Origin of the sequence: Sodalis sp. RH14 (assembly GCF_047324285.1) — a bacterium.
GTDB lineage: Bacteria > Pseudomonadota > Gammaproteobacteria > Enterobacterales > Enterobacteriaceae > Acerihabitans.
Window position 1 is genome coordinate 839,982 of the sequence record NZ_CP178739.1, and the last position, 16,760, is coordinate 856,741.

Below are 16,760 nucleotides of genomic sequence, written 5' to 3' on the forward strand. Positions count from 1 at the left end.
ACATCACTGGATGTAAGTAGTTAACTAGCTAATAGTTTTTATTTCAATCATATGAGCAGCTCCTTATGCTTAATTTCCAGCGTTGATGTTCACGTTAAGCTATTTCATTCGGCCTGGAAACTTTAATGATTTATTTTCAATAAGTTATGTAGCGGTCGTTGGCGGAAGGTTTGGATTTGGCGGCAATTGTTCGCGAAATAAATGACAGTCAGCCAATTTCTACAGGCAAAATTTGCGTTAGGAATATTCTGGATTGGCTAATTAAGCTGGACATTCATAAATAAAATTGCGGATAAAATCGCCAGTTTTATCGGTAAATAAAAGTAAAGACCACATTATTAATGTCGGCGCATCTTTATATTTCAAAGCCTGTTTAGGATGGCTTGCGCGACGGCAATTATAAAAAAATTGCGCTAAAACAAATGCACCGCCGTCCAGGCCGATCTGGCGATTGAGCGAGGCGCCGCGGTAAGCGTATAATCGGCGCCGGCGACCCGACGCTCCCTCAGGCGGCTTGGTCTGGGTTTATATCAAAAAATTGCTAATTTTTAATCGAAACACCGCATTTATGAATATCATGATGTTATTAGTGTACTTTTTTGCCCCTCTGCAACTAATTCCCGTCAGAGTTTCTTAATTGATGCATAAATAATCCCATTCTTGCTCGTTAGTAGCTTGACAATGTTTTAATACCATTCGTACACTCTTTTGCGTGGGAATAAGTGGGGTTTCGTGGTGAAAAGGGTTTTTCGGGGGTAAATCGACATATGTTCCGTGGGGCAACGTTGGTTAATCTCGACAGTAAAGGCAGGCTAGCCGTGCCAACCCGCTACAGGGAAAAGCTGATCGAGGAAACGGAAGGATTGATGGTGTGTACCATCGACCTCCACCAACCATGCCTGTTGCTTTATCCCCTGCCGGAATGGGAAGTGATTGAACAGAAGCTTTCCCGTCTGTCGAGCATGAACCCCGCCGAACGCCGAGTGCAGCGCCTGTTGTTGGGACATGCCAGCGAATGCCAGATGGATGGCGCCGGGCGGCTGCTTATTGCGCAAACATTACGGCTCCACGCCGGACTTACCAAAGAAGTGATGCTGGTTGGACAATTCAATAAATTTGAATTGTGGGATGAACAGACCTGGTATCAACAAGTCAAGGATGATATCGACGCTGAACTGTCGGCGCAGGAACCACTCTCTGTGCGACTACAAGACTTGTCACTATAGCTATGGCAGAAACTTATCAACATACCACCGTCTTGCTGGATGAAGCGGTTAACGGCCTGAACCTGCGCCCCAATGGCATTTACATTGACGGCACGTTCGGTCGCGGTGGTCATTCGCGCCTGATCCTGTCCCAATTGGGGGCGGAGGGACAACTGCTGGCTATTGATCGCGATCCCCAGGCCATTGAAGCCGCCCGCGCCATAGACGACCCCCGGTTCAGCGTTATCCACGGCCCGTTTTCCGCCATCGCGGACTATATGTCCGAGCGCGGGCTGACCGGCCGCGTGGACGGCATCCTGCTTGATTTGGGCGTGTCGTCGCCGCAGCTTGACGATCCGCTGCGCGGGTTTTCCTTTATGCGCGACGGTCCGCTGGATATGCGCATGGATACCTCCCGCGGGCTGTCCGCCGCCGAGTGGCTGGCCAAGGCCGGCGCCGACGATATCGCCTGGGTGTTAAAGACCTTCGGCGAAGAGCGCTTTGCCAAACGCATCGCCGAGGCCATCGTGGAAAAAAGTAAGCAGTCGCCGATGACGCGCACCCATGAACTGGCCGAGCTTATCGTTAACGCCAGCCCGTTTCGTGAAAAGCATAAGCATCCGGCGACCCGCAGCTTCCAGGCGATCCGCATTTATATCAATAGCGAGCTGGAAGAACTCGAACGGGCGCTGGATAGCGCCCTTGGCGTATTGGCGCCCGGCGGGCGCCTGTCGGTCATCAGCTTTCACTCGCTGGAAGATCGGCTGGTCAAACGTTTTATCCGCGACCATAGCCGCGGACCCCAGGTGCCTGCGCGCATGCCGTTGACCGAAGCGCAGATCGCCGAGCAGGGCGGCCAGGCGCAGCTTAAGCCGGTGGGCAAAATGCAGCCGTCGGAGCGGGAAGTGGCGGATAACCCGCGCGCGCGCAGCTCGGTGTTACGTTTTGCCGAGAGGCTGCCGTCATGATCGGCGGCGAACGGCACGGCCTGGTCGGCATTATCGGCGGCGATCTGCTGCGCCAGGGGAAAATCCCGTTTATTTTGCTGGTCGCCGTACTGGTGTCCGCGATTCTGGTGGTGACGACCACCCATGAAACGCGGCGCCTGACCGCCCAGCGCGAGCAACTGGTCCTGGAACGGGACGCGCTGGATATCGAATGGCGCAACCTGATCCTGGAGGAAAACGCCCTGGGCGACCATAGCCGGGTCGAACGTTTCGCCACGGAAAAACTGATGATGCAGCATGTGGATCCTTCACAGGAAAATATTGTGGTTCAACCTTAACGCAACCGGATAACTAAACATTTAATGAAAGCCGCGCGAGCGATAAAATTGAAACGCTATGTAGATCAGGCCAGCTTTGTCAGCTGGCGTTTTGCGTTGTTGTGCGGCTGTATTTTACTTGCGTTGCTGGGTCTGGTTTTTCGCGTAGGCTACCTGCAGGTTATCAATCCGGACATGCTGGTGCGCGAGGGCGATATGCGGTCCCTGCGTGTGCAGGAAGTGCCCACCGCGCGCGGCATGATAAGCGACCGTGCCGGGCGCCCCCTGGCGGTCAGCGTGCCGGTCAACGCCATTTGGGCCGACCCGAAGGAAGTGAACGAACATGGCGGCATCACCGTCGACAGCCGCTGGAAGGCGCTGTCCGACGCATTATCCATCCCCCTCGATCAGATGTCCTCGCGCATTAACGCCAATCCCAAGGGACGCTTTGTTTACCTGGCGCGTCAGGTCAATCCGGCCATTGGCGACTACATCCACAAGCTGAAGCTGCCCGGTATTTATTTGCGCCAGGAGTCGCGGCGTTACTATCCGGCGGGGCAAGTTACCGCCCACCTGATCGGTTTTACCAATATCGACAGCCAGGGCATCGAAGGGGTGGAAAAAAGCTTCGACCGCTGGCTGACCGGCCAGCCCGGCGAGCGCACGGTGCGCAAAGACCGCTTCGGCAGGGTGATCGAGGATATCTCCACCGTCGATAGCCAGGCGGCGCATAACCTGGTCCTCAGTATCGACGAACGGCTCCAGGCGGTGGTCTACCGGGAATTGAACAACGCGGTGGCCTTTAATAAAGCCGAATCGGGCACCGCGGTGCTGGTGGATGTCAACACCGGCGAGGTTCTGGCGATGGCCAACAGCCCTTCCTATAACCCTAATAACCTGAGCGGGACGACCAAGGACGTGATGCGCAACCGCGCCATCACCGATATTTTCGAACCGGGTTCCACGGTGAAGCCGATGGTGGTAATGACCGCCTTGCAGCGCGGCGTTATCAAGGAAAATAGCGTACTCAATACCGTGCCTTATTACATCAACGGCCATGAGATCAAAGACGTGGCCCGTTATGCCGAGCTGACCCTGACCGGGGTTTTGCAAAAATCGAGTAACGTCGGCGTTTCCAAGCTGGCGTTAGCGATGCCCTCCTCGGCGCTGGTAGATACCTACTCGCGTTTTGGCCTGGGTAAGGCGACCAATTTGGGGTTGGTCGGAGAAAGCAGTGGCTTATTTCCCCATAAACAACGGTGGTCTGACATAGAGAGGGCCACCTTCTCTTTCGGCTACGGGCTAATGGTAACGCCGTTACAGTTAGCGCGTGTCTATGCCACGGTCGGCAGCCTGGGCATTTTGCGCCCGCTGTCGATTACCAAGGTCGATCCGCCGGTGGCGGGCGAGCGTGTATTCCCCGAGACCCTGGTGCGCACCGTGGTGCATATGATGGAAAGCGTCGCGCTGCCCGGCGGCGGCGGCACCAAGGCCGCCATCAAAGGCTATCGCATCGCCATCAAGACCGGCACCGCGAAAAAGGTCGGTCCCGACGGACAATACATCAATAAATACATCGCCTATACCGCGGGCGTGGCGCCGGCCAGCCAGCCCCGCTTCGCGCTGGTGGTGGTCATCAACGATCCGCAGGCCGGCAAATACTACGGCGGCGCCGTATCCGCGCCGGTGTTCGGCGCCATTATGGGCGGCGTGTTGCGAACGATGAACGTGGAACCGGATGCTCTTCAGACCGGAGATAAAAATGACATGGTAACTAATCGAAAAGAGGGATCAGGTGACCGATCGTAATTTGCGCGAATTGCTCGCTCCGTGGGTGCCCCAGGCGCCGGAGCGCGCGCTCAGGGAAATGACGCTGGACAGCCGCACGGCGGCTGCCGGGGATCTGTTTGTGGCCGTAGCCGGCCATAAAGCGGACGGGCGCAGCTATATTTCCCAGGCTATTGCGCAAGGTGTTGCCGCCGTGGTGGCGGAAGCCGACGGCGAGGCCGCGGATGGCGAGCTGCGCGAGCAGCATGGCGTCCCGGTTATCTACCTTGCCGGACTGAACGCGCGGTTATCGGCCCTGGCCGGCCGTTTTTACGGCCAGCCGTCGCAGGCGCTGCGGCTGGCCGGCGTCACCGGCACCAACGGTAAAACCACCACCACCCACCTGCTGGCGCAATGGGCGCAGCTGATGGGTGACACGAGCGCCGTCATGGGCACCGTGGGCAACGGTTTATTCGGCCAGGTCGTCCCGGCGGAAAATACCACCGGCTCGGCCGTTGATGTGCAGCAGACGCTGTATCAGCTACATCAGCAGGGCGCGGAGTTCGCCGCCATGGAAGTCTCTTCCCATGGCCTGGTGCAGCACCGGGTGGCCGATGTGCATTTCGCCGCCGCCGCGTTTACCAACCTGAGCCGCGATCACCTGGATTACCATGGCGATATGGCCCATTACGAAGCGGCTAAATGGCAGCTGTTCGCCAGCCCTAATGTGGCGCAGCGCATTATCAACGCCGACGACGAGGTGGGCCGGCGCTGGCTGGCCCGGCTGCCTGAGGCGGTGGCGGTATCCGTCAGCCAGCGCCTGCCGTCGCCCTTGCCCGCCCGTTGGCTGCAGGCCACCCGGGTGCAGTATCACGCCACCGGCGTGGAAATCCAGTTTGATTCCAGCTGGGGCGGCGGGCAAATCCGCAGCCGGCTGATTGGCGAGTTTAATGTCAGCAACCTGCTGTTGGCCTTTGCCACCCTGCTGGCGCTGGGCTATCCGCTGGCTGAACTGGCCCGCAAAGCGGGGCAGTTACAGTCGGTAAACGGCCGTATGGAAGTATTTCATGCCGCCGGCAAACCTACGGTGGTGGTGGACTACGCCCATACGCCGGATGCGCTGGAAAAGGCGCTGGCGGCGGCCAGGCAGCACTGCCACGGTAAACTGTGGTGCGTGTTCGGCTGCGGCGGCGATCGTGATAAAGGTAAGCGCCCGCTGATGGGCGGCATCGCCGAACAATACGCCGATCGGGTGGTGATCACCGATGACAATCCACGCGGCGAGGCGCCGATGGCCATCATCAACGATATCCTGGCGGGGCTGCTGAATGCGGGCGGCGCCACGGTGATCCCGGGCCGGGCCGAAGCGGTAACCAGCGCCGTGATGCAGGCCGGCGAGCAGGACGTGGTGCTGGTGGCGGGCAAGGGCCATGAGGATTACCAGCTGATCGGCAAGCAACGCCTGGATTACTCCGATCGTACCACCGTGGCGCGTTTATTGGGGGCGCTCGCATGATTAGCGTATCCCTCGCAACGCTGGCCCCGGTGCTGAACGCGGAATTTATCGGCGCGGACAGCGTTATCAGCGCCGTATCCACCGATTCGCGCGCCGTGGCGCCGTCCGGTTTATTCGTGGCGCTCAAGGGCGAGACGTTCGATGCCCATGATTTTGCGCGGCAGGCTATTGCCGGCGGGGCTATCGCCCTGCTGGTGAGTAAGCGCTTACCGGTGGACGTGCCCCAACTGCTGGTGGCCGATACCCGCCGCGCCCTGGGATTGCTGGGCGCCTGGGTGCGCAGCCAGGTGCCCGCGCGGGTCGTGGCCCTGACCGGCTCGTCCGGCAAGACGTCGGTCAAGGAAATGACCGCCGCCATCCTGCGCCAGTGCGGACGGGTGTTATATACCGACGGCAATTTCAACAATGACATCGGCGTGCCGCTGACGCTGCTGCGCCTGACGCCCGCGGATGATTTTGCGGTTATCGAGCTTGGCGCCAACCATATCGGCGAAATCGCCTATACCACCGATCTGGTCAGGCCGGAAACGGCGCTGGTAAACAACCTGTCCGCCGCGCATCTGGCGGGTTTCGGTTCGCTGAGCGGCGTGGCGCAGGCCAAAGGCGAAATTTTCGGCAGTCTGCCGCCCCAGGGCCGGGCCATTATCAATGCCGATAGCCACGATTGGCCGCACTGGCAGGCGCTGCTGCAGCATAAGCAGGTATGGCGCTTCTCGCCGCAGGCGGGCGACGCGGTGGATTTTTACGCCAGCGACGTTTGCGCTACCCAGGGCGGAGTCGATTTTACGCTGCATTGCCCGTTGGGCGAATGCCGGGTGAAACTCCCCTTGCCGGGGCGCCATAACGTGGCGAACGCGCTGGCGGCCAGCGCGCTGGCGCTGTCGGTCGGCGCCACCCTTGAAGCCGTGGTTCTCGGCCTGGCGCAGCTGAGCGCCGTGCCGGGCCGGCTGTTTCCCATTACGTTGGGCCAGGGCCGGTTGTTGCTCGACGACAGCTATAACGCCAACGTCGGCTCGATGACCGCCGCGGCGCAGGTTTTGGCCGACATGCCGGGTTACCGGGTGATGGTGGTGGGCGATATGGCCGAGCTGGGCGACGGGGAAGAAGAATGCCATCGCCAGGTGGGCGACGCCATACGTATGGCGGGCATTGACAAAGTTTTAAGCGTCGGCAGGCTGAGCCAGGCAATAAGCGAAGCCAGCGGCCGTGGCGAACATTTCCAGGATAAAGCGTCGCTGACTTCCCGTCTGACGCAGTTACTGTCTGAACATGCGGTAATTACCCTATTAGTCAAAGGTTCACGTAGTTCCGCAATGGAGCAGGTAGTGCGCGCGTTACAGGAGAAAGCAACATGTTAGTTTGGCTGGCCGAACATTTGGTCCAATTTTATTCGGGCTTTAACGTCTTTTCGTATTTGACGTTCCGCGCCATCGTCAGCCTGCTGACCGCGTTATTTATTTCGCTGTGGATGGGACCGCATCTGATCGCCTGGCTGCAAAAATTGCAAATCGGCCAGGTGGTGCGCAGCGACGGACCGGAGTCGCATTTCAGCAAACGCGGCACTCCCACCATGGGCGGGCTGATGATTTTAACCTCCATCACCATTTCGGTGCTGATGTGGGCTTACCCGTCGAATCCGTATGTATGGTGCGTGCTGTTTGTGCTGCTGGGTTACGGCGTGGTCGGATTTATCGATGACTACCGCAAGGTGGTGCGCAAGGATACCAAGGGACTGATTGCCCGCTGGAAGTATTTCTGGCAGTCGATCATCGCCATTGCGGTGGCGTTTACCATGTACCAGGTGGGCAAAGGGACGCCGGCCACCCAACTGGTGGTGCCGTTTTTCAAGGACATCATGCCCCAGCTCGGGCTGCTGTATGTCCTGCTGGCCTACTTCGTCATCGTCGGCACCAGCAACGCGGTAAACCTGACCGACGGGCTGGACGGCCTGGCGATCATGCCGACGGTGTTTGTCGCCGCCGGGCTGGCGCTGGTGGCCTGGGCCACCGGGAATATGAATTTCGCCAACTATCTGCATATCCCCTATATCCGTTACGCGGGGGAACTGGTGATAGTCTGTACCGCCATCGTCGGCGCCGGGTTGGGTTTTTTATGGTTTAACACCTACCCGGCCCAGGTATTTATGGGCGATGTCGGCTCACTGGCGCTGGGCGGGGCGCTTGGCACCATTGCGGTACTGTTGCGCCAGGAGTTCCTGCTGGTGATCATGGGCGGCGTGTTTGTCATGGAGACCATGTCGGTGATCCTGCAGGTGGGGTCGTTTAAACTGCGCGGCCAGCGGATTTTCCGCATGGCGCCGATTCATCATCATTATGAGCTGAAAGGCTGGCCGGAACCGCGCGTGATCGTGCGCTTTTGGATAATCTCGCTGATGCTGGTCCTGATTGGACTGGCGACGCTGAAGGTGCGGTAACTATGATGACCGACTATCGGGGTAAAAATGTTGTCATTATCGGGTTGGGACTGACCGGTCTCTCCTGCGTTGATTTTTTTATCAGCCGAAACGTCACGCCCCGGGTGATGGACACCCGTTTTACACCGCCAGGGCTGGATAAGCTTGCCGATAAGGTGGAACGGCACCTGGGCGGCCTGAATGAAGACTGGCTGCTGGAGGCGGATCTGATCGTCGCCAGCCCCGGCATCGCCCTGGCGCATCCGGCCCTGGCCGCCGCCGCCGCCGCGGGCGTGGAAATCGTCGGCGATATTGAACTGTTTTGCCGCGAGGCCCGGGCGCCTATCGTGGCGATTACCGGTTCCAACGGCAAAAGCACCGTCACCATGCTGGTGGGCGAGATGGCGAAAAGCGCCGGCTGGCACGTGGGCGTGGGCGGTAATATCGGCTGGCCGGCGCTGATGCTGCTCAACGAGCCTTATCAGCTGTACGTGCTGGAACTGTCGAGCTTCCAATTGGAAACGACCTCCAGCCTGCGCGCCGCCGCCGCCACCATCCTCAATGTTACCGAGGATCATATGAACCGTTATCCGCTGGGTATGCAGCAGTACCGCGCGGCCAAATTAAAGATTTACGAACAGGCGCGGGTCTGCGTGGTGAATGCCGACGACGCCCTGACCATGCCGGTGCGCGGCAATGACCCGCGCTGCGTCAGTTTTGGCGTCGGCGCCGGGGATTACCGGCTCGATCTGCGCCCGGACGGCCAATGGCTGAGCGTCCGGGGCGAGGATGTGCTCAATACCGCCGCGATGAAGCTGACCGGACGCCATAACCATACCAACGCCCTGGCGGCGCTGGCCCTGGCCGATGCCGTATCCGTCCCGCGCGCGGCGAGCCTGAAGGCGCTGGAGACGTTTACCGGCCTGGCCCATCGTTTCCAACTGGCCTATGAACACCGCGGCGTGCGCTGGATCAATGACTCCAAGGCCACCAATGTCGGCAGTACCGAGGCGGCGCTGCATGGCCTGGTGGTCGACGGCACGCTGCATTTATTGCTGGGCGGCGACGGCAAATCGGCGGACTTTAGCCCGCTGCTGCCGCTGCTGCAGGGCGAACGGATAAGACTGTACTGCTTTGGCCGCGACGGCGCGCAGCTGGCCGGCCTGCGTCCGGAAGTCTCGACGCTCACCGAGACCCTGGAACAGGCAATGAAACTGATTGCCGGCCAATGCGGGGCAGGGGACATGGTCCTGCTGTCGCCGGCGTGCGCCAGCCTCGATCAATTCCGTAGTTTTGAACATCGCGGCGATGAATTCGTGCGGCTGGCAAAGGAGTTAGGCTGATGCATATGCCGGGGCTGAGCCGTTTTGGCGGACTGAAAGATTGGATTATGGGCGTGCGCGATGTCGAGGCGCCCACCAACGTGCTCTACGATCGCACTTTGCTTTGGCTGACGCTGGGCCTTGCCTGCCTCGGTTTTATCATGGTCACCTCGGCGTCGATGCCCATCGGCCAGCGGCTGTCCGACGACCCGTTTTATTTTGCCAAGCGCGATGCCTTTTACCTGGCGCTGGCGTTCGGCCTGTCGCTGGTGACGTTGCGCATACCGATGGAAGTCTGGCAGCGCTACAGCTCGGGCATGCTGCTGATCACCATGGTGATGCTGCTGGTGGTGTTGGTGGTGGGCAGTTCGGTCAACGGCGCCTCGCGCTGGATAGCGCTGGGACCGCTGCGTATCCAGCCGGCGGAATTATCCAAACTGTCGCTGTTTTGCTATCTCGCCAGTTACCTGGTGCGCAAAGTGGAAGAAGTCCGTACCAACTTCTGGGGCTTTTGCAAACCGATGGGCGTGATGGTGGTTCTGGCGGTGCTGCTGCTGGCGCAGCCCGACCTGGGCACCGTGGTGGTGCTGTTCGTGACCACGCTGGCGATGCTGTTTTTGGCCGGCGCGAAGCTGTGGCAGTTCCTGTCGATTATCGGCTCGGGCATTTTTGCCGTGGTGCTGTTGGTTATCGCCGAACCCTACCGTATGCGCCGCGTCACCTCGTTCTGGGATCCCTGGCAGGACCCCTTCGGCAGCGGTTACCAGCTGACCCAATCGCTGATGGCGTTCGGCCGCGGCGAATTCTGGGGACAGGGGCTGGGGAACTCGGTACAGAAACTGGAATATCTGCCCGAGGCGCATACCGACTTCATCTTTGCGATTTTAGGTGAGGAACTGGGGTATTTCGGTGTGGTTTTGGCGCTGTTGATGGTATTCTTCGTCGCTTTTCGCGCCATGTCCATCGGGCGCAAGGCGCTGGAGATCGATCAGCGCTTCTCCGGATTCCTGGCCTGCGCCATCGGGATCTGGTTCAGTTTCCAGGCGTTGGTCAACGTGGGGGCGGCCGCGGGCATGCTGCCCACCAAGGGGCTGACGTTGCCGCTTATCAGTTATGGTGGGTCGAGTTTGCTGATTATGTCTACCGCCATCGTATTATTATTGCGTATCGATTATGAAACGCGCCTGACCAAGGCGCAGGCGTTTGCAAGGGGGCCCCGATGACCGGCAAAACCAGGCGTTTAATGGTGATGGCCGGCGGTACCGGCGGTCATGTATTCCCGGGGCTGGCGGTGGCGCATTATCTGATGGCGCAGGGCTGGCAGGTACGCTGGCTGGGCACCGCCGATCGCATGGAAGCCGATCTGGTGCCGAAAAACGGTATCGACATTGATTTTATCCGCATCAGCGGATTACGCGGCAAAGGATGGCGGGCACAGCTGTATGCGCCGGTGCGCATCTGGCGGGCGGTGCGGCAGGCGAAAGCCATTATGCGCGCCTACCGGCCGGATGTGGTGCTGGGCATGGGCGGTTATGTTTCCGGTCCCGGCGGCCTGGCGGCGTGGCTGTGCGGGGTGCCGGTCGTCCTGCATGAGCAAAACGGCATCGCCGGCCTGACCAACCGCTGGCTGGCGAAGATAGCGACAAAAGTATTGCAGGCGTTTCCCGGCGCGTTTGCCAACGCCGACGTGGTGGGCAACCCGGTGCGCACCGATGTGCTGGCGCTGCCGTTGCCCGCGGAACGCCTGCGGGACCGGCAGGGACCGGTGCGGGTGCTGGTGATTGGCGGCAGCCAGGGCGCGCGCGTTTTGAACCAGACCATGCCCGGCGTGGCCGCCCGGCTGGGCGAGCGCATCACGCTTTGGCACCAGGTGGGCAAAGGCGCGCTGGACGAAGTGAACCAGGCTTATGCCGCGCTGGGACAGACCGGGCATAACGTGACCGAATTCATCGACGACATGGCGGCGGCTTACGGTTGGGCGGATGTGGTGGTTTGCCGCTCCGGCGCCCTGACGGTAAGTGAAATCGCCGCCGCCGGCCTGCCCGCGATTTTTGTGCCGTTTTTGCATAAAGACCGGCAGCAGTACTGGAACGCCCGTCCGCTGGAACAGGCGGGCGCGGCGCGGATTATCGAACAGCCGCAGTTCTCGGTGGACAGCGTGAGCGAGACGCTGGCCGGATGGGATCGATTGACGCTGCTGGCGATGGCGCAGAATGCCCGCAAAGCGGCGATTCCGGACGCGACGGAGCGGGTGGCGCGGGAAGTGGCGGCGGCGGTGAAGGCGGATAACCGCTACGCGCCGGCAATGTGACATTAACCGGACGGGGCCATGGCGCCGTCTGTTGAGAAATCATAATACTTTAAGTGGTTAAAACGTGAATACACAACAACTGGCGAAACTGCGAACTTTTGTACCCGAGATGCGGCGTGTGCGGCAAATCCATTTTGTCGGCATCGGCGGCGCGGGTATGGGCGGTATCGCGGAAGTGCTGGCGAACGAAGGCTATCAAATCAGCGGCTCCGATCTGGCGCCGAATGCCGTGACGCAGCAATTGACGGAACTGGGGGCCACGATCTTTTTTAACCACCGCCCGGAAAATATCAGCGAGGCAAGCGTCGTCGTCGTCTCCAGCGCCATCGCCAGCGACAATCCGGAAATCGTGGCGGCCAAAGAGGCCCGGATCCCGGTTATCCAGCGCGCGGAAATGCTGGCGGAGCTGATGCGTTTTCGCCATGGCATCGCCATCGCCGGCACCCATGGCAAGACCACCACCACCGCCATGGTGGCCAGTATTTACGCCCAGGCCGGGCTGGACCCGACCTTTGTCAACGGCGGGCTGGTAAAGGCGGCCGGCGTGCACGCCCGGCTGGGGTGCAGCCGCTACCTGATTGCCGAAGCGGATGAAAGCGACGCCTCGTTCCTGCACCTGCAGCCGATGGTGGCGATTATCACCAATATCGAAGCCGACCATATGGATACCTACCAGGGCGATTTCGAACTGCTGAAACAGACGTTTATTACGTTTTTACATAATTTGCCGTTTTATGGCCGCGCGGTGATGTGCATGGACGATCCGGTGATTCGCGAGCTGCTGCCGAAAGTGGGCCGTCATATCACTACCTATGGCTTCAGCGATGACGCGGATGTGCGCATCACCGATTACCGCCAGCAGGGGGCCCAGGGCAGCTTTAATCTCCATCGGCAGGATAAGCCGGTGCTGGCGGTAACCCTTAACGCGCCGGGCCGCCACAACGCGCTCAACGCGGCGGCGGCGGTAGCGGTGGCTACCGAGGAAGGCATTGAGGACGACAGTATTTTGCAGGCGCTGTTCCAATTCCAGGGTACGGGGCGCCGTTTTGATTTCCTCGGCAGCTATCCCCTGGATAATGTGAACGGCAAGACGGGCGAGGTGATGCTGGTGGATGACTATGGCCACCATCCGACCGAGGTGGACGCCACCATCAAGGCGGCGCGCGCCGGCTGGCCGGATAAACGCCTGGTCATGGTGTTCCAGCCGCACCGGTATACCCGCACCCGCGATTTATATGAGGATTTCGCCAACGTGCTGTCCGGGGTGGATGTGTTGCTGATGCTGGATGTCTATCCCGCCGGCGAGTCGCCAATCCCGGGCGCCGACAGCCGCTCATTGTGCCGGACCATCCGTGGACGGGGAAAGATCGACCCCATCATGGTGCCGGACATGGAGTCGCTGCCGGAAATGCTGGCGCTGGCGTTGCAGGATAATGATCTGGTGCTGATGCAGGGCGCCGGAACCGTAGGCAAAATCGCGCGCAAAGTGGCCGATAACCATTTGCAGCCCCGACCAATCGCAGAGGGACGACATGCCTGATAACAACCATCCGCCGGGCGGCGTTTTCGTCAACCACCGCGTGCCGTTGCGGCCCGCAGATAGCGTGGCGGGCTGAACTATGTCCCAGGCAGCGATAAACATCCGCAGCCGCGAGGCTGAAAGCGCCGCCACAGGGCGCAGCAACGGCGGCCAGCTGGCGGGGCTGATATTCCTGATGATGGTGCTCGCCACCATCGTCTGGGGCGGCTGGATGGTGGTCGGCTGGATGAAAGACGCGCATCGTCTGCCGCTTTCCCGGCTGGTGGTTACCGGACAACGTTATTACACCACCAACGATGATATCCGCCAGGCGATACTGGCGCTGGGCGCGCCGGGCACGTTTATGACCCAGGACGTCAATGTCATCCAGCAGCAGATAGAACGGCTGCCGTGGATCAAGCAGGCCAGCGTGCGCAAGCAGTGGCCCGATGAACTCAAAATCCACCTGGTGGAATATGTACCGGTGGCGCGCTGGAACGATTTGCATATGCTGGACGCCAGCGGCAAGGCCTTCAGCGTTCCCGCCGAGCGTATCGGCAACCAGCCCATGCCGATGCTGTACGGACCGGAAGGCAGCGAACAGGATGTGCTGACGGGCTACCGCACCATGAATGACGTGATGACCGCCAATAAATTTCAGTTAAAAACGGTCAGTATGAGCGCACGGCATTCCTGGCAGCTGACGCTTGCGGATGATATCCGGCTGGAATTGGGCCGCGACGACCGGGCCCGGCGTTTGCAGCGCTTTATCGGGATTTATCCGGTTCTACTCCAGCAGGCCCGGACCGATAACAAACGCATCAGCTATGTGGATTTGCGCTATGACGCGGGAGTCGCGGTAGGCTGGGCGCCGGCGTTTATCGATCAGCAGCAAAATAGTATTTCGCAACAGAATCAGGTACAGGCTAAATAATAATGATCAAGTCGACGGACAGAAAACTGGTAGTTGGACTGGAGATCGGTACGGCAAAGGTCGCCGCATTGGTAGGGGAAGTTCTGCCCGATGGCATGGTCAATATTATCGGGGTGGGCAGCTGCCCTTCCCGGGGTATGGATAAAGGCGGCGTAAACGATCTCGAATCGGTGGTGAAATGCGTCCAGCGCGCCATCGATCAGGCCGAGCTGATGGCGGATTGCCAAATCTCCTCGGTTTACCTGGCATTATCCGGCAAGCATATAAGTTGCCAGAACGAAATAGGGATGGTTCCTATTTCAGAAGAAGAAGTTACGCAGGAAGATGTGGAGAATGTGGTGCATACCGCCAAATCCGTGCGGGTGCGCGACGAACACCGGATTTTGCATGTGATACCTCAGGATTATGCCATCGACTACCAGGAAGGCATCAAAAATCCGGTCGGTTTATCCGGCGTGCGCATGCAGGCTAAGGTTCATCTGATAACCTGCCATAATGATATGGCGAAGAACATTGTTAAAGCCGTCGAGCGCTGCGGCCTGAAAGTGGATCAGCTGATTTTCGCCGGCCTGGCGTCCAGCTACGCGGTACTGACCGAGGACGAGCGCGAACTTGGCGTCTGCGTGGTGGATATCGGCGGCGGCACCATGGATATCGCGGTCTATACCGCGGGCGCCCTGCGGCATACCAAGGTGATACCGTACGCCGGCAACGTGGTGACCAGCGATATCGCCTATGCCTTCGGTACGCCGCCGGCCGACGCTGAGGCCATCAAGGTGCGCCACGGCTGCGCCCTGGGCTCGGCGGTCAGCAAAGACGAAACCGTCGAAGTCCCAAGCGTTGGCGGCCGTCCGCCGCGCAGTCTGCAACGGCAGACCCTGGCGGAAGTGATTGAGCCGCGTTATACGGAATTATTGAACCTGGTGAACGACGAAATCCTGCAACTGCAGGAGCAGCTTCGCCAGCAAGGGGTTAAGCATCATCTGGCCGCCGGCATCGTGTTAACCGGCGGCGCGGCGCAAATCGACGGCCTGGCGGCCTGCGCCCAACGGGTGTTCCATACGCAGGTGCGTATTGGACAACCGCTGAATATTACCGGTCTGACGGATTATGCGCAGGCACCGTACTATTCTACCGCTGTCGGGTTATTGCATTACGGTAAAGAGTCTCATTTGAGCGGTGAGATTGAAGTGGAAAAACGTACCTCGGTAAGCAACTGGGTCAAACGCATCAGCAGCTGGCTGAGGAAAGAGTTTTAATTGTTTACTTGCGGGGTCATGCTGTGCAGGCGGCTGGCTCCGATGCGACAGGCACAAAACGGAGAGAAACTATGTTTGAACCTATGGAATTAACCAACGACGCGGTGATTAAAGTCATCGGCGTCGGCGGCGGCGGCGGCAACGCCGTTGAGCATATGGTGCGCGAACGCATCGAAGGCGTGGAATTTTTTGCGGTCAACACCGATGCCCAGGCATTGCGTAAAACCGCGGTCGGCCAGACCATCCAGATTGGCGGCGGCATCACCAAAGGTCTGGGAGCGGGCGCCAATCCCGAGGTGGGTCGCAATTCCGCCGAGGAAGATCGCGAAGCGCTGCGCGCGGCGCTGGAAGGCGCGGATATGGTGTTTATCGCGGCCGGCATGGGCGGCGGCACCGGCACCGGGGCTGCGCCCGTGGTGGCGGAAGTGGCCAAGGAATTGGGCATTTTGACCGTGGCCGTGGTGACCAAGCCGTTTAATTTCGAAGGCAAGAAGCGCATGGCGTTTGCCGAGCAGGGGATCGCCGAGCTGTCCAAGCACGTGGACTCGCTTATCACCATCCCCAACGACAAATTGCTCAAGGTGCTCGGACGCGGTATTTCGCTGCTGGACGCCTTCGGCGCCGCCAACGACGTACTGAAAGGCGCGGTGCAGGGTATCGCGGAATTGATCACCCGTCCCGGTCTGATGAACGTCGACTTCGCCGACGTGCGCACCGTCATGTCCGAAATGGGCTATGCCATGATGGGCTCGGGCGTTGCCTGCGGCGAAGATCGCGCGGAAGAAGCGGCTGAAATGGCGATATCCAGCCCGCTGCTGGAAGATATCGATTTGTCCGGCGCGCGCGGCGTACTGGTCAATATCACCGCCGGCTTCGACCTGCGTCTGGATGAGTTCGAAACCGTGGGTAACACTATCCGCGCGTTCGCCTCCGACAACGCGACCGTGGTCATCGGCACCTCCCTTGACCCGGATATGAACGACGAGCTGCGTGTGACGGTCGTGGCCACCGGTATCGGCATGGACAAGCGTCCTGAAATTACCCTGGTGACCAATAAGCAAAACAGCCAGCCGATAATGGAAAACCGCTATCAGCAGCATAATCACGGCATGTCGCCCATACAGCAAGAGCAGAAAATTGCGGCCAAGGCGGTCAACGAGCAAAACTCGCAGGCCGGCAAGGAACCCGATTACCTGGATATCCCGGCGTTTTTGCGCAAGCAGGCCGACTAAATCAGACGAAATTGGGAA

Annotated in this window: 14 protein-coding genes; all 14 read left to right on the forward strand. The window is 59.7% G+C overall.

Going from position 1 to position 16,760, the window contains the following annotated elements; all coding sequences use genetic code 11:
- Positions 1-767: 767 nt before the first annotated feature.
- The 14 genes from mraZ to ftsZ all read left to right on the forward strand — a co-directional run bounded on the left by mraZ (position 768) and on the right by ftsZ (position 16,742).
- Positions 768-1,226, forward strand: coding sequence for a division/cell wall cluster transcriptional repressor MraZ (mraZ, locus tag ACL2XQ_RS03695; protein ID WP_331119622.1), 459 nt, complete (start codon positions 768-770; stop codon positions 1,224-1,226).
- Between the two features lie 2 nt (positions 1,227-1,228).
- On the forward strand, positions 1,229-2,173 hold the full coding sequence (rsmH, locus tag ACL2XQ_RS03700) for a 16S rRNA (cytosine(1402)-N(4))-methyltransferase RsmH (RefSeq protein ID WP_413740067.1): 945 nt from the start codon (positions 1,229-1,231) through the stop codon (positions 2,171-2,173).
- Positions 2,170-2,490, forward strand: a complete 321-nt coding sequence (gene ftsL / locus ACL2XQ_RS03705; protein WP_410016421.1) for a cell division protein FtsL — start codon at positions 2,170-2,172, stop codon at positions 2,488-2,490. The genes rsmH and ftsL overlap by 4 nt, the downstream gene beginning before the upstream one ends.
- A 24-nt stretch (positions 2,491-2,514) precedes the next feature.
- Positions 2,515-4,278: a peptidoglycan glycosyltransferase FtsI gene (locus tag ACL2XQ_RS03710; RefSeq protein WP_410016420.1), complete on the forward strand. Its 1,764-nt coding sequence runs from the start codon at positions 2,515-2,517 to the stop codon at positions 4,276-4,278.
- Entirely contained in the window at positions 4,265-5,752 is a 1,488-nt protein-coding gene (gene murE / locus ACL2XQ_RS03715; protein ID WP_413722141.1) for a UDP-N-acetylmuramoyl-L-alanyl-D-glutamate--2,6-diaminopimelate ligase, read from the forward strand. The genes ACL2XQ_RS03710 and murE overlap by 14 nt, the downstream gene beginning before the upstream one ends.
- Positions 5,749-7,110: a UDP-N-acetylmuramoyl-tripeptide--D-alanyl-D-alanine ligase gene (gene murF / locus ACL2XQ_RS03720; RefSeq protein WP_413740068.1), complete on the forward strand. Its 1,362-nt coding sequence runs from the start codon at positions 5,749-5,751 to the stop codon at positions 7,108-7,110. Before murE ends, murF begins: the two co-directional genes overlap by 4 nt.
- On the forward strand, positions 7,104-8,186 hold the full coding sequence (gene mraY / locus ACL2XQ_RS03725; RefSeq protein WP_410016417.1) for a phospho-N-acetylmuramoyl-pentapeptide-transferase: 1,083 nt from the start codon (positions 7,104-7,106) through the stop codon (positions 8,184-8,186). The genes murF and mraY overlap by 7 nt, the downstream gene beginning before the upstream one ends.
- Positions 8,187-8,191: 5 nt before the next feature.
- Positions 8,192-9,508, forward strand: coding sequence for a UDP-N-acetylmuramoyl-L-alanine--D-glutamate ligase (gene murD / locus ACL2XQ_RS03730; RefSeq protein ID WP_413740498.1), 1,317 nt, complete (start codon positions 8,192-8,194; stop codon positions 9,506-9,508).
- The gene (ftsW, locus tag ACL2XQ_RS03735; RefSeq protein WP_410016416.1) at positions 9,508-10,710 is read left to right on the forward strand and encodes a cell division protein FtsW; all 1,203 of its coding nucleotides are present in this window, start codon (positions 9,508-9,510) and stop codon (positions 10,708-10,710) included. Before murD ends, ftsW begins: the two co-directional genes overlap by 1 nt.
- Positions 10,707-11,798, forward strand: coding sequence for an undecaprenyldiphospho-muramoylpentapeptide beta-N-acetylglucosaminyltransferase (gene murG, locus ACL2XQ_RS03740; protein WP_410016415.1), 1,092 nt, complete (start codon positions 10,707-10,709; stop codon positions 11,796-11,798). The genes ftsW and murG overlap by 4 nt, the downstream gene beginning before the upstream one ends.
- 64 nt (positions 11,799-11,862) lie before the next feature.
- Positions 11,863-13,338 carry a UDP-N-acetylmuramate--L-alanine ligase gene (gene murC / locus ACL2XQ_RS03745; protein WP_410016414.1) on the forward strand — a complete coding sequence of 492 codons (1,476 nt, stop codon included), beginning with the start codon at positions 11,863-11,865 and terminating at the stop codon, positions 13,336-13,338.
- A gap of 79 nt (positions 13,339-13,417) precedes the next feature.
- The gene (ftsQ, locus tag ACL2XQ_RS03750; protein ID WP_413740069.1) at positions 13,418-14,251 is read left to right on the forward strand and encodes a cell division protein FtsQ; all 834 of its coding nucleotides are present in this window, start codon (positions 13,418-13,420) and stop codon (positions 14,249-14,251) included.
- Between the two features lie 2 nt (positions 14,252-14,253).
- On the forward strand, positions 14,254-15,510 hold the full coding sequence (gene ftsA / locus ACL2XQ_RS03755; protein WP_162363969.1) for a cell division protein FtsA: 1,257 nt from the start codon (positions 14,254-14,256) through the stop codon (positions 15,508-15,510).
- Positions 15,511-15,581: 71 nt separating this feature from the next.
- Positions 15,582-16,742 (forward strand): cell division protein FtsZ, encoded by a 1,161-nt coding sequence (gene ftsZ / locus ACL2XQ_RS03760; protein ID WP_410016412.1) that lies wholly within the window; start codon positions 15,582-15,584, stop codon positions 16,740-16,742.
- Positions 16,743-16,760 lie beyond the last annotated feature (18 nt).

Coding starts and splice junctions, on each gene's coding strand:
- mraZ (WP_331119622.1), top strand. CDS start 768: ATGTTCCGTGGGGCAACGTTGGTTAATCTCGACAGTAAAGGCAGGCTA.
- rsmH (WP_413740067.1), top strand. CDS start 1,229: ATGGCAGAAACTTATCAACATACCACCGTCTTGCTGGATGAAGCGGTT.
- ftsL (WP_410016421.1), top strand. CDS start 2,170: ATGATCGGCGGCGAACGGCACGGCCTGGTCGGCATTATCGGCGGCGAT.
- ACL2XQ_RS03710 (WP_410016420.1), top strand. CDS start 2,515: ATGAAAGCCGCGCGAGCGATAAAATTGAAACGCTATGTAGATCAGGCC.
- murF (WP_413740068.1), top strand. CDS start 5,749: ATGATTAGCGTATCCCTCGCAACGCTGGCCCCGGTGCTGAACGCGGAA.
- mraY (WP_410016417.1), top strand. CDS start 7,104: ATGTTAGTTTGGCTGGCCGAACATTTGGTCCAATTTTATTCGGGCTTT.
- murD (WP_413740498.1), top strand. CDS start 8,192: ATGACCGACTATCGGGGTAAAAATGTTGTCATTATCGGGTTGGGACTG.
- ftsW (WP_410016416.1), top strand. CDS start 9,508: ATGCATATGCCGGGGCTGAGCCGTTTTGGCGGACTGAAAGATTGGATT.
- murG (WP_410016415.1), top strand. CDS start 10,707: ATGACCGGCAAAACCAGGCGTTTAATGGTGATGGCCGGCGGTACCGGC.
- ftsQ (WP_413740069.1), top strand. CDS start 13,418: ATGTCCCAGGCAGCGATAAACATCCGCAGCCGCGAGGCTGAAAGCGCC.
- ftsA (WP_162363969.1), top strand. CDS start 14,254: ATGATCAAGTCGACGGACAGAAAACTGGTAGTTGGACTGGAGATCGGT.
- ftsZ (WP_410016412.1), top strand. CDS start 15,582: ATGTTTGAACCTATGGAATTAACCAACGACGCGGTGATTAAAGTCATC.